This is a genomic window from Bradyrhizobium sp. HKCCYLRH2060 (assembly GCF_051168135.1).
Lineage (GTDB): Bacteria > Pseudomonadota > Alphaproteobacteria > Rhizobiales > Xanthobacteraceae > Bradyrhizobium.
In genome coordinates, this window is sequence record NZ_JBNPUK010000002.1 from 80,360 (window position 1) to 92,057 (window position 11,698).

An 11,698-nucleotide genomic window follows, 5' to 3' on the forward strand; every position below is an offset into this window, starting at 1 on the left:
TCGACAAGGCCCTGAATGTGGTGGGGATTGCCGGCGGCGATTGAGCGACCGGAAGCAACTTTGACGTGGCGCCGCAGAGAGCACGCTATCTTAAGTCGGCGTCCCGCGTCTGCATTCGATCGGTAGCCGCAGCACGAATGCGACACCGGTCTGGCTCGGCCGCAGCGAGATCTCGCCGCCATGGTTTGCCATGATGGCGCGCACGATCGCCAGCCCCATGCCGGTACCGCCGCTGTCGCGCCGGGTCGTGAAGAAGGCGTCGAAGATGCGGTCGCGGTTGTCAGGCGAGATCGGATCGCCGTCATTGCTGGCGATGACGATCAGCATCTCCTTGCTCTCCTCGGCCTCGAGGCGGATGCGCCGGGCGCCATGCCGGACGGCGTTGTCGACGAGATGCGTGAGCACGATGAGCACGGTTTCGTTCGGCAATGTCGTGCTACGTTCGACGGGCCCTGATGTCTCGATGACAACCGACGGGAAACGCGATCGCAGCGTGCCGACGGCCTCGGCGATGCTACCGGCCTCGACCGCCGACACCGTCTCCGCCCGTGCCAGCTCGCGCAAGCGCTGGGCCAGTGCCGCGAGGCGGTCGGCGCCGCCAAGGATGTTGGTGAGGAACGTCTCCTGCTCGGCGCGCGTCAAGGTCTCAGAAGGGCTGGCCAGAGAGTCGAGCAGCAGCTCGGCTGCGCCCTTGATCGAGGTGAGCGGTGATTTGAGTTCGTGGGTCAGATGCGCGGAAAAGCTCCTGATGTAGTTGGAGCGTTGCGCCAGTTGCTCGGCCATGGCGAAGAAGTGCTCGGCGAGCTCCGCGAAGTCGCGGGTGCCGTAATGGGCGAGCGGACGGAAGCCCGCGGGATCGTTGCGTCCGATCCGGCCGGCGCGATCGACCAGCTCGCGCATCGGGCGCGTGATCGTGCGCGCCACGATGAGGCCGACCAGCAGCGTCGTGAGGACAATGGTGGAGCCGGCCGCGATGAACTTGCCGCGCTCCTGATAGAGATGCTCGAAGATGTTGCGCGGCGTGCGCGAGGTATAGATGACCCCGGCGACGTGATCGTCGACGATCACGGGCATCGCCGAGAACACATGGACGCCGACGCCGCGGCTGATCGAATAGATCGGTGGCGGGGCCTTGTCGGGAATGCGGATGCGGAGCGCGGCGCTGTAGCGTCCCTTCAGGGCGGCGGCCACCTCGTCGATATGGGCGAGGGATTTGCCCATCTCGTCGCGGCCGGCGATCACGACGCCCTGGGGATCGAGTACGCGATACCCGGCCAAGGTGACCTTCTGCGTCTCCCTGACGATCGGCAGCAGGCGCGCGCCGATCGCGACGTAGGCCGGATCCGCTGGATGGACCGCATCGCGTGCGTCGGGCCGGCGGACGAACAGATCGTTGGCCAGGAGATCGAGCAGGGGGCGAATCGGCGTCACCTCGTCGGAGGCATCCGGACGTGACTCGGGCGGGATCTCGGCGCCGAGCGGCACGCCGGCGGCAAGGCGCGCGGAAACCTCCTCGGCAAAGACCGCCGCCAGCACGCGGCTCTGCGCGATCAGCTCCGCCTGTGTCTGGCGGATCAGCTGGTTGTCATAGATGCGAAAGAAGAACAGCCCGACCAGCGGTAAGGTGCCGACCAGCGCCAGAACGCCGAAGACGATCTGTCCCAGCGACGGCCGCCATTTTGCCTTGGGCTTGGGTGCGATCATGGGGCGCCGCAGCGGCCGAGCCGGAAGCCGACGCCATGCACCGTCTCGATGGCGTTCTCGCAATGCGCGGCTGCCAGCTTGGCCCTGATGTTGCGGATGTGGCTGTCGATGGTGCGGTCGGAAACCTGGATGTTGAGCTGATACGCGGCGCTCATGATCTGCTCGCGGCTGAACACGACGGCAGGGCGCGTCATCAGCGTGCGCAGGATGCTGAATTCCAGGGCGGTAAGTGTCAGCGGCGCGTCGCCGAAGCGCGCCAGATGCTGCTGCGGGTCGAGACGAAGCCTGCCATGCGCCAGCTCCTCCGGTTCGGGCGCACGATCCGCCCCACCGGATGAGACCCTGCGGAGAATGACGTTGACGCGGGCGACGAGCTCGCGCGGACTGAACGGCTTGGTCACGTAGTCGTCGCCGCCGATCTCGAGCCCGAGAATACGGTCGATCTCCTCGTCGCGCGCCGACAGGAACAGGATCGGCACCTGCGAGGTCCGGCGAATCCGCCGGCAGACCTCGAGGCCGTCGTACTCCGGCATGCCGACGTCGAGCACGATCAGGTCCGGACGGTCTTCGGCGAACCTGGCCAGCGCGGCGCGGCCGTCGGCGGCTTCCTTCACCGCCATGCCGGCCTTGCTCAAGGCCACGCGCAGGACCTCGCGGATATGCGGGTCGTCGTCGACGATGAGGATTCGGGGAGACACGTGCTTTCCTCCGCGGCGAGGCATCAGCTTGGTTTCTGCGACACGGGATGTGTATCGAGATAGCGCTGCAGGCGCCAGCCGCGAAAACTCCAGGATCGCCAGGACGCCATGCTGCTTTGCTGTTGCGCGAGGAGCCGATCGCGGTCGCTCGCCAGTCCCCGGTCCGTCGGTCGCAACAGCATCGCCCGCTCGATGGCCGGCAGCGCCTCTGGCCCGAGCCAGACGAGATAGGAGCCGTCGATGAGAGGGCCGCTCTGCCCCGCCTCACGACTATGGGAGACATTGAAGTCTGCGATCGGCCGGTCGAAATTGATCAGTGCACAGCCGTAAATGGTCGCCGAGAGCACCAGGATGTTCATGCGGACGAGCCACGCGTTGGACTTGGCGAGAGCGATCCTGAGCACGATGAGGATCAGGCCGATCGCAACCAGGATCATCCATATCAAGGCCGCGATCCGCCAATAGGTCAGAGCATAAGTCTCGATATACATGTGAAGCCGTTGGATCGAGGATACGACCAGCATCACGTTCTGTGCCACCCAGAGATAGACCAGCGGCCGGACCAATCGCGACTCGTTTGCCGTCGTCTCGGAGCGGACGGCGACGATGACGAAGGCCGCCGCGAGCAGCGCTGTGACGATCAAGGGATAGGCGCCCCGGTGCGCATAGGCTGCATAGGTCATGCCGTCCGGAAGCGCGGCATGTCCCCACAGATAGGCGCCGTCGAGCGCCGTCTGGAGAGCAAACAGGACGTTGAACAGGATCAGCGCCCGAAGCACCGTTTCAGGGCCGAGCACGGTCGCCAGGATTGACGGCTGATCGGGTTCGCTTTCGATCGGCGGGCTCCAAGTCTTGGTCCGCTCGCGCCAGCGAAGATTGATGAACGGCCAGACCATGGACAATGTGACGAGCCAGAAGATCGCGCGCCCCATCGTGAGTTGGGAAGCGACGTGCTCGGGACTGAGAACGGCGAACCAGCGCTCAATGACCGGATTGGCTGCCGCGAACAGAGCCAGGAACACGCAACCGAGTGCCAGCGGGATGCTCCAGACAAGGAGAGTTCGCATGACCATGTTCGTGCGTAGCGTCACGATCGCATCCGGTATCAGCCGAAACGGTCCGATGAGCAGCAATTGCCGTGCGGCGATCAGCGGAAGCCGGAAGCCGCGCGCGGATCGGTTGGTCGCCAGCGCGACGGCCGACAGCGTCGTGAGCAGCAGGACAGGAAAAGAAAGCAGGTTCAGGTCCTCGATGGCGGGAGCCAGGCCGGCACCGAAGAGAACTGCGGCTCCGACCAGACGGCCTCGATTGGTCTTGGCGAGGTTGGCAAGAACGCTGGCGGAGGCGAGCGCGGCGAAAAACAGCGGGAATGCCAGGCCAATCGGCCGGCCGTCGTACAGCAGCGGATCGGCGAGGCCGACGAGGCCTGCAGCGATGGCGAATTTGAGCCACATGGAATCGGGCGCGACGGGTGCAGCCGTCGGCTCGGCAAGGGTGGTCATGGAGGAATCCTTGGTTTGGGTCATCGCTCGGGCCGGAAGGCACAAGCCGATGAGCCCAGCATGACGCCTGCCTATGCAGCGGCTCACGAGGGGATCTGCAGCATTTCAGGATTTGTTTGCAGATTTGGTGCAGACGCGATTCTGCTGCTGGCGCGGGCGAAACGTGATTGTTACGCAATGGCCGTCTTTCCCCTGGGATGATCGGCTGCACACATGCTTGGACGTATCAGGACCGCGGTTCTCTGGATCCTTGCTCTGCTCTTCATTTTCGTCACGCTGAACAGCAACGAGCCCTATCTGGTTCGGCTGCGGGGCAGCGGCCATGTGGCCCTGCTCCTCATCGGGCTTGCTGTCCCGCTGCTGCTGATGCTCGGCGGCCGGTGGCGGCAGGGGGCCGCCGGACGCGCGCTCGTGCTGGCATGGTGCGTTCCGCTGATCATGCTGACGTCGACGCAGTTCATGTTTGCCTGGCGCAAGTACGAGACGTTCCGCACGCCCCCCGACGTGGCGCGTCTGCTCGGCCGGCATTTCATCGTCGGCTACACGGCCGTGGGCGACGCAGCCGCGTTGGCGCGGCAGGGGTTGATCGCGGGAGTCTATGTCACTCACCACAACGTCCGTGGCCGGACCGAGCCGCAACTCCGTGCCGAGATCGCGCGGTTGCAGGACGCGCGCCGGAGTGCCGGGCTGCCGTCCCTGCTGGTCGCGGCGGATCAGGAGGGAGGCGCCGTCGCGCACCTGTCTCCGACACTGCCGAACATGCCCGGCCTCGCCACGCTGGCCGATCTGCCGGCCTCGCGGCGCGCGCAGGATGCGTTCGCGATGGGGCGCGCCCAAGGTGAGGCGCTCGCGGCTGCCGGCATCACCTTCAACCTGGCGCCTGTCGTCGACCTTCGCCCGAGCTGGACACGCAATCGACTGGACTTTCACACCTTGATCGGCCGCCGCGCGATCTCCAACGATCCCGCCGTGGTTGGCGACATTGCGCTCGGCTACGTCCGCGGCCTGGAAGCAAGCGGTGTCCGCGCGGCCGTCAAGCATTTCCCTGGTCTGGGGCGCGTCGCAGCCGATACGCATCATTTCTCGGCACAGCTCGGCACACCGGCAGATGTCCTAGAACGGTCGGATTGGAGGCCATTTCGACAGGTGCTGCAGGGCTCGCACGCGGCGATGATGGTCGGTCACGTGACGGTCGATGCGGTCGATCCGGAGCGGCCTGCCTCACATTCCAAAGCCGTGCTCGAGGGACTCATTCGCGGCCGCTGGAACTATCAGGGTGTGATTGTGACGGATGATCTCGTGATGGGGGCGATCTACGGCCGCGATCTCTGCAAAGCTGTCGTGGAGGCTCTGAACGGCGGTGCCGATCTGTTGCTGGTGGCCTATGACGGCACCCAGTTTCATCGCGTGCTGGCCTGCGCCAAGGAGGCTCTGGCGCAAGGACGCATCGACCTCGATGCCCTCAGCCGAAGCGATGAGCGGCTGAAGCGCTGGGCGCCGGCGGTTGACAGATCAGAGCCGTCGAATGTGTCCACGGTTCTGCAAGAGACTGGAGCCGAGCATCAGAAAATCGTCGACTGAAGGGCAGGACAGCGCGAGTCCTCAGCGCGGGCCGTTGCCGGTCCAGTTGCGCCAGGCGACATTCGAGAGGCTTCTCAGGTCGGTCGCCAGCGGGCGTCGTACTTGTTTGTCGTGCTGGGCAATGAGGTGCTCGGACTCGCGTATCTTGAGCTGGAGTTCCGCGACCTGCCGCTTGGTGTGTTCGAGCGCCTTCGCATCGGCGCTCTCGCCCACCGTGAACCGCGCCGTCTCAATCTGCTTCAAGGCAGCACGATTCTTTTTGAGCTGGGCGCGATGCCAGGCAACCTTGCTGTCACTGTCCGCAACCATGGTGGACTCCCGCGAAATGCCGCGAAGACTAAACGACCGATTTCTGATTCGCGACAGCCTAGGCCCGGCATCGGCAACATCGGAATACCGATCTGCCGAATCATCGTCTCGATGACTTGAACTTGGCCAGCTCAATCCAACCTCGCGGCGCGTCTCATCTCATCGATCAGTTCGGACGCTTCAGCCTTCGTCATCTCCGCTTGCGTGGGGGCAGGGCGACCGGCCTGCTCGCTGAGCGTCTTCAAGCAGGACGCGTGGGCATCGGTCATCGGATCGGCTCCGGAACCCCAGTCCTCGGGTTCTTTCTGCAGCCGTTCAGCCATGGGGCTTTGCCGTTCTTGGCGGGCTCAATGCGCCAGCTTGCAGAATGTTCCCATTTTGTTCTATGGTGTAATGATCATCGTCTGAGGGGGCTCCATGCGCGATCTCGATCTGGTTCGAGCCGAAATCGACCGTCTGCGCCTTCAGGTCGGGCGGCAGCGTCGCGAAATCGTGCAACTGCGGCGGGCCGGCGTGCCGGCGGCGGCGGCCGAAGCGCTGTTGCAGCGGATGTTGGGAACGCTCGAGGGACTGCGGCAACAACGCGAGCAGCTCAAGCTGGAAGAGGCGAGCAGGCTGCCTCCCAGGCAGAGAGGGGCCCGGCACGCATGACATTCCGGCGACAAGGTCGAGCGATCCGCTGCTCGTCGGTATTCAGCTCGCCGAGACGGCCACGGCGGGTCCGAGCCCGGTCATGAGGAGGTCCGCGTCCTTGGCTTGGGCAGCGAGGGCAAAGGTTGGTCGGCGGTCCCGTGCCCCTCGCCAACATGGGGCGTGTGAGCTTCGGGCAATACGATGTCCGGCGGTACGGCCGTCAGCTCTTCCGGAGTGGCCTCGCATGATTTGATCTCGAAATTGTTGTCCAGAATTTTCTCGCCATGCGTGCCGAACGTGATGAGATCGGCCTGTTCCGCGGCCTCCCAGACCTCGCGCTCGGTGCGAAACGGGCGGGTCATCTGTTCGTCATTCTCAAACAATGCGTAGGGCACGAGCGCCTCCAGATTGCGATCCGCCGACGCAGCGATGCCGTGCCGCCCGACGCCGCCCATCCATTTCAAGGCAGGGACGTCCAACAAACTGCGGCACGTGCGGGCTGGTTCCACCCCCGGGAGAGCGTCAAGCGATTGACCAGTTGTGACGGTCCTCGCGCTTTCCAGGTGGAACATGCCTGCCAGCGGGAGGTTGCCCGCGGTGCGAATGGCCAGGAGAGTTCAATGGATATCAAGGGAAAGAAGATCGCGATCCTCGCAACCAACGGGTTCGAGCAATCCGAGCTCGAAGTGCCCCGCGATCGCCTCAAGCAGGCGGGCGCGACCGTCGAGATCGTCTCGCTCGCGCCGGGCGAGATCAAGGGATGGAATGAGAAGGATTGGGGACGGCCCGTCAAGGTCGACAAGACGTTGGACCAGGCTTCTGCTGCGGACTACGACGCCGTCGTGCTGCCGGGCGGCCAGATCAATCCGGATCTGTTGCGGCTCGAGCCGAAGGCGCTGCGGTTCATCAAGGAGATCTTCGAAGCCAAGAAGATCGTCGCGGCGGTCTGTCATGCGCCGTGGCTCCTGATCGAGACCGGCATCGCCAAGGGGCGCAAAATGACGTCGTACAAATCGATCAAGACGGACGTTTCCAATGCCGGCGCGCAGTGGCAGGACGCGGAGGTCGTCGTCGATCAAGGCGTGATCACCTCGCGCAATCCCGGCGATCTGGAAGCTTTCAGCGCCAAGATCATCGAGGAGGTCAGGGAAGGCCGCCATCTCAAGCGCAGCGCGGCTTGAAGCTGAGATCGGAAGCCGGGAGAAATCCCGGCCACCTCAGGAGGGACAGGCCCAGCGCCCGAGGGGTCGAACGCTGGGCCGCAGTCCACACGGAGTGCCTCCAGCGAGATGGGGGAACGCCGCCAGAGGCACGGACATGACTCGCGGCGGGCTGGGTCGTTCCTAATTCCTATGTTCGGCCCTTCGCCCGCGTGACTTCGATGATAGCCTCGCAAGGTTCAGTGAGGAATCGGAACTTCGCTGCTCATCCCGGGTTTGCCGCTTTTGACCAGGCCGCGGAGATGCGTCGTGAGCGAGAAGGCAAAAATCCAGGACTACAAATCTCCGGCTGGCGGTTGGGGGTCGGTGCACGCGGTCGCGAGCATCCTGACGCAGGAGGAGGTGACGCTGCTCGGCAGCGAGATCCTGCTGAAACAGAACAAGCCGGGCGGCTTCATGTGCGTCAGCTGCTCCTGGGCCAAGCCGGCAAAGCCGCACCCGTTCGAATTTTGCGAGAATGGCGCCAAGGCGACCGCGTGGGAAATCACCGGCAAGACCGTCGGACTGGAGTTCTTTGCTCGGCACAGTCTGACAGAGTTGCGAGGCTGGTCGGATCATCAGCTCGAAGAGCAGGGGCGTCTCGCTCATCCCATGCGCTACGACGCTGCGGCGGATCGCTATGTTGCCGTGAGCTGGGACGAGGCCTTCCGCGACATCGGGGCGGAGTTGAACAGGCTCGATCCACGGTCGGTCGTGATGTACACGTCGGGCCGGGCCTCGCTCGAGACGAGCTACATGTATCAGCTGTTCGGCCGGATGTACGGCACCAACAATTTTCCCGACAGCTCCAACATGTGCCACGAGTCGACGTCGGTAGCGCTGCCTGAGGTGATCGGCGTGCCCGTCGGCACGGTGCTGCTGGAGGATTTCGACAAAGCGGATTGCATATTTTTCTTCGGCCAGAACACGACGACGAACTCGCCGCGCATGCTGCATCCGTTGCAGCGGGCGGCGCAACGCGGCGTACCCATCATCACCTTCAACCCGCTGCGTGAGCGGGGGCTGGAGCGCTTCACCGATCCGCAGAACCCGATTCAGATGGTGCTGACCGGCGGGACGCGGATCAGCACGCAATATCATCAGCTGCGCGTCGGCGGAGATGGGGCGACGCTGCTCGGATTGTGCAAGGCGGTCATCGAGGCGGATGACGCGGCGGTCGCCACGAAGAGCCCGCGTGTGCTGGATGTCGCCTTCATCGAGCAGCACACGTCCGGCTTCGAGGCCTTTGCGACCTTCTGCCGGCAGGCGTCGTGGAGCGATATCGAGCGGTCTTCCGGCCTCGAGCGCGCCGCCATTCTGGAGGCAGCCAAGGTCTACGCGAACTCGCACGCTGTGATCGCCAATTACGGCATGGGAATTACGCAGCATCGGCATGGCGTCGAGACGGCCAAGATGATCGTGAATCTCCTGCTGTTGCGCGGCAATATCGGCAAGCCCGGGGCCGGCATCTCGCCTGTCCGCGGCCATTCCAACGTGCAGGGTCAGCGCACCGTGGGAATCTCCGAGAAGACCAAGCTGGTGCCACTCGACAAACTGGCCGATCTCTATTCCTTCGAGCCGCCGCGATGGGACGGTCTCAGCACGGTGGATGCCTGCCAGGGCATCATCAAGGGCGACGTGAAGGGCTTCATCAGTCTCGGCGGCAACTTCCTGCGCGCCGTCCCGGAACGTTCGCTGATGGAGCCGGCGTGGTCGAAGCTGCGGCTGTCTGTGCAGATCGCAACCAAGCTCAATCGCAGCCACATCGTCGCAGGCGAGGTGACCTATCTGCTGCCGTGCCTCGGCCGCATCGAAATCGACCGGCAGGCCAGCGGAGATCAGGCGGTCTCGATGGAGGACTCCACCACCTGCATTCACGGCTCGCGCGGGCAGCGCCAACCCGTCGCCGAGACCCTGTTGTCCGAACCAGCCATTGTCGCCGGTCTCGCCAAGGCCACCCTGAAGCCAAATCCGCACGTCGACTGGGATGCCTGGGTGGGCGACTACGCGCGCGTCAGAGACGCGATCGAGCGGACCTATCCCGAGCAGTTCAAAGACTTCAACAAGCGCCTGTTTGAGCCCGGCGGCTTTCCGCGGCCGCTTGGCGCCCGCGAACGCAAATGGAAGACGCCGACCGGCAAGGCGAACTTCACCGTGCCCAAGGCGGCGCTCAATCCTCCGGAGGAAGGCAATGGCGTGTATCAGCTGATGACCTTGCGCGCCGACGGGCAGTTCAACACCACCATTTACAACGAGGACGACCGGTTTCGCGGCGTCACCGGAGGCCGTCAGATCGTCTTCATGAACGCGAGCGACATGGCTGATCTGGGCATCAAGCAGGGCGAGCCGGTTCGGCTCTCGACCGAGGCCGATGACGGCGTGGAGCGCTCGCTGGGCGGGCTCCAGGCAGTGGCGTTCGACATTCCGCGCTACAGCGTTGCGGCCTACTACCCCGAATGCAACGGATTGATTCCGCTATGGCACTATGCGGAGGGCAGCAAGGTGCCCGCCGCCAAGTCGATCCCGGTCCGGATCTCGCGCGACATGGCCTGAGCTATCCGGGGCGGTCAGCCCGCAGCCCGTTGTCGTGCGTCGTCCGGCGCCGCCGTTGCGCAAGGGCTCGTGATCTCCGGCGGGGTCGCGCCGGGGCGGAGCGGGACGACCAGCCGGCACACCAATCCCTCTGGACGCCAGTCGAAGGAGGCGCGCCCACCGAGCTGGCTTTCCACACTGGCCATCAGGCTGCGCGTGCCGAAGCCGCGCGAGGTCGGTGCGCGCACCAAGGGACCGCCGGTTTCAATCCAGATCAGATCCAGGCGCTCATCCTCGATGGTCCATTTGACCGAGAGATGTCCGGAGCGGACCGACAGCGCGCCGTATTTGGCCGAGTTTGTCACCAGCTCGTGCAGCGCCAACGCCAGCGTCTGTGCGGTCGCAGGCTCGAGTTGCAGCTCGGCACCGTCAAAGGCGACCTGGCCGCCCGGTGCATAGGGTGCAAGTTCTTCGGCCACCAACCTGCTTATCTTCGCACCTTCCCAGCTTGATAGCGAGAGGATGGTGTGAACGCGGGCCAGTGCGCTGATGCGCCCCTCTACCGCGTTGACATAGGTCTTCACGCTGTCCGCCTTGGTGAGCCGCACGATCGACTGGGCCAAGGTCAGCGCATTCTTGGCACGATGATCGACCTCGCGGGTCAGCAGGTTCTGTCGTTCCTCGGCGCGCTTGCGCTCGGTGATGTCGATCGTGACCCCGCTGACGCGGATCACGCGGCCAGTCCTGTCGGTGGTCGCCGCGGCCGTTCCAACGCACCACCGCTCTTCGCCATCGGGCCGGTTGATCCGGAACTCAGCCTCATACGAAGCCGTGCCACGGCTGAATTCCGCGACCACCTGGCGGGCGCGCTCGGCATCCTCCCGGTGCAGCAGCGCCATGATGTTCACGGTGTTCAGCTCGAAGTTCTGCGGCGTGACGCCGAAGATGCGGTACTGGCCCTCGTCCCACATCCAGTCGCCATTGACACCGTCCCAGTCCCATGAGCCCATCCGACCGGCCGCGATCGCCATGCTCCGACGCTGCTCGCTCTCGACGAGCTTTGCTGTTGATCGCTCAAGCTCGGCCGTGCGAGCCCGTACCCGGTCCTCCAGCTCAAGGTTCAGATGTTCGAGCTCGCGTGTCTTGCGATAGAGCTCGGCAAAGACCTTGATTTTGGCGCGCAGCACCTCCGGCACGACGGGAACCGGCACGTAATCGACGGCGCCCATCTCATAACCACGCAGGCGATCGAAGTCGCTTACCTGGATGGCGGAGATGAAGATGATCGCAATCTTCTGGAACCTCGGATGCTCACGGATCATTTGCGCCAGCTCGAAACCGTCGAGCTCAGGCATGCAGACGTCGACGAGGATCACGGCGATCTCGTTCTTCAACAGAATTTCGAGCGCCTCGCGACCAGAGGTGGCGACTACGAGGTTTTCGCCGAGTTCCTTCAGGATGACCTCGTAGGCCAGCAGCTTCGCGGGCTGATCGTCGACCAGGAGGATGTTGACCTTCGCATGTTCCATCATGATGAGCC

Annotated in this window: 11 protein-coding genes; 4 read left to right on the forward strand and 7 right to left on the reverse strand. The window is 64.4% G+C overall.

What is annotated here, in order from left to right:
* Positions 1-90: 90 nt before the first annotated feature.
* From ACQR10_RS04095 to ACQR10_RS04105, 3 genes are read right to left on the reverse strand one after another with little or no spacing between them, the layout of a single operon-like run.
* A complete protein-coding gene (locus ACQR10_RS04095) occupies positions 91-1,704 on the reverse strand; it encodes a sensor histidine kinase (protein ID WP_316215859.1) in 1,614 nt (537 codons plus the stop codon).
* Complete coding sequence (locus ACQR10_RS04100) at positions 1,701-2,402, reverse strand: response regulator transcription factor (protein WP_316215858.1); 702 nt, start codon at positions 2,400-2,402, stop codon at positions 1,701-1,703. The genes ACQR10_RS04095 and ACQR10_RS04100 overlap by 4 nt, the downstream gene beginning before the upstream one ends.
* 23 nt (positions 2,403-2,425) lie before the next feature.
* Positions 2,426-3,904 (reverse strand): DUF4153 domain-containing protein, encoded by a 1,479-nt coding sequence (locus ACQR10_RS04105; protein WP_316215857.1) that lies wholly within the window; start codon positions 3,902-3,904, stop codon positions 2,426-2,428.
* Between the two features lie 213 nt (positions 3,905-4,117).
* Here ACQR10_RS04105 and ACQR10_RS04110 point away from each other — a divergent pair, with 213 nt between their 5' ends.
* The gene (locus ACQR10_RS04110) at positions 4,118-5,485 is read left to right on the forward strand and encodes a glycoside hydrolase family 3 N-terminal domain-containing protein (RefSeq protein ID WP_316215856.1); all 1,368 of its coding nucleotides are present in this window, start codon (positions 4,118-4,120) and stop codon (positions 5,483-5,485) included.
* A 21-nt stretch (positions 5,486-5,506) separates the two neighbouring features.
* Here ACQR10_RS04110 and ACQR10_RS04115 read toward each other — a convergent pair whose 3' ends face one another.
* Together ACQR10_RS04115 and ACQR10_RS04120 are read right to left on the reverse strand one after the other, a co-directional pair.
* The gene (locus ACQR10_RS04115) at positions 5,507-5,794 is read right to left on the reverse strand and encodes a hypothetical protein (protein WP_315799890.1); all 288 of its coding nucleotides are present in this window, start codon (positions 5,792-5,794) and stop codon (positions 5,507-5,509) included.
* 131 nt (positions 5,795-5,925) lie between these two features.
* Positions 5,926-6,117, reverse strand: a complete 192-nt coding sequence (locus ACQR10_RS04120) for a DUF3072 domain-containing protein (protein WP_315799891.1) — start codon at positions 6,115-6,117, stop codon at positions 5,926-5,928.
* Between the two features lie 94 nt (positions 6,118-6,211).
* Here ACQR10_RS04120 and ACQR10_RS04125 point away from each other — a divergent pair, with 94 nt between their 5' ends.
* Positions 6,212-6,445: a hypothetical protein gene (locus ACQR10_RS04125; RefSeq protein WP_315799892.1), complete on the forward strand. Its 234-nt coding sequence runs from the start codon at positions 6,212-6,214 to the stop codon at positions 6,443-6,445.
* Positions 6,446-6,525: 80 nt separating this feature from the next.
* Here the strand turns inward: ACQR10_RS04125 and ACQR10_RS04130 are convergent, their stop codons facing one another.
* Positions 6,526-6,882 (reverse strand): hypothetical protein, encoded by a 357-nt coding sequence (locus ACQR10_RS04130; protein ID WP_316215913.1) that lies wholly within the window; start codon positions 6,880-6,882, stop codon positions 6,526-6,528.
* Positions 6,883-7,047: 165 nt separating this feature from the next.
* Here ACQR10_RS04130 and ACQR10_RS04135 point away from each other — a divergent pair, with 165 nt between their 5' ends.
* Positions 7,048-7,608, forward strand: a complete 561-nt coding sequence (locus ACQR10_RS04135) for a type 1 glutamine amidotransferase domain-containing protein (protein WP_316215855.1) — start codon at positions 7,048-7,050, stop codon at positions 7,606-7,608.
* Positions 7,609-7,896: 288 nt separating this feature from the next.
* On the forward strand, positions 7,897-10,179 hold the full coding sequence (locus ACQR10_RS04140; protein ID WP_316215854.1) for an FdhF/YdeP family oxidoreductase: 2,283 nt from the start codon (positions 7,897-7,899) through the stop codon (positions 10,177-10,179).
* Between the two features lie 14 nt (positions 10,180-10,193).
* Here ACQR10_RS04140 and ACQR10_RS04145 read toward each other — a convergent pair whose 3' ends face one another.
* Positions 10,194-11,687, reverse strand: a complete 1,494-nt coding sequence (locus tag ACQR10_RS04145) for an HWE histidine kinase domain-containing protein (protein ID WP_316215912.1) — start codon at positions 11,685-11,687, stop codon at positions 10,194-10,196.
* Positions 11,688-11,698 lie beyond the last annotated feature (11 nt).

What these genes read in the sequence shown, in the direction of transcription:
- ACQR10_RS04105 (WP_316215857.1), bottom strand. Translation starts at nt 3,904, where the DNA reads ATGACCACCCTTGCCGAGCCGACGGCTGCACCCGTCGCGCCCGATTCC.
- ACQR10_RS04145 (WP_316215912.1), bottom strand. Translation starts at nt 11,687, where the DNA reads ATGGAACATGCGAAGGTCAACATCCTCCTGGTCGACGATCAGCCCGCG.
- ACQR10_RS04095 (WP_316215859.1), bottom strand. Translation starts at nt 1,704, where the DNA reads ATGATCGCACCCAAGCCCAAGGCAAAATGGCGGCCGTCGCTGGGACAG.
- ACQR10_RS04110 (WP_316215856.1), top strand. Translation starts at nt 4,118, where the DNA reads ATGCTTGGACGTATCAGGACCGCGGTTCTCTGGATCCTTGCTCTGCTC.
- ACQR10_RS04125 (WP_315799892.1), top strand. Translation starts at nt 6,212, where the DNA reads ATGCGCGATCTCGATCTGGTTCGAGCCGAAATCGACCGTCTGCGCCTT.
- ACQR10_RS04120 (WP_315799891.1), bottom strand. Translation starts at nt 6,117, where the DNA reads ATGGCTGAACGGCTGCAGAAAGAACCCGAGGACTGGGGTTCCGGAGCC.
- ACQR10_RS04135 (WP_316215855.1), top strand. Translation starts at nt 7,048, where the DNA reads ATGGATATCAAGGGAAAGAAGATCGCGATCCTCGCAACCAACGGGTTC.
- ACQR10_RS04130 (WP_316215913.1), bottom strand. Translation starts at nt 6,882, where the DNA reads ATGGGCGGCGTCGGGCGGCACGGCATCGCTGCGTCGGCGGATCGCAAT.
- ACQR10_RS04115 (WP_315799890.1), bottom strand. Translation starts at nt 5,794, where the DNA reads ATGGTTGCGGACAGTGACAGCAAGGTTGCCTGGCATCGCGCCCAGCTC.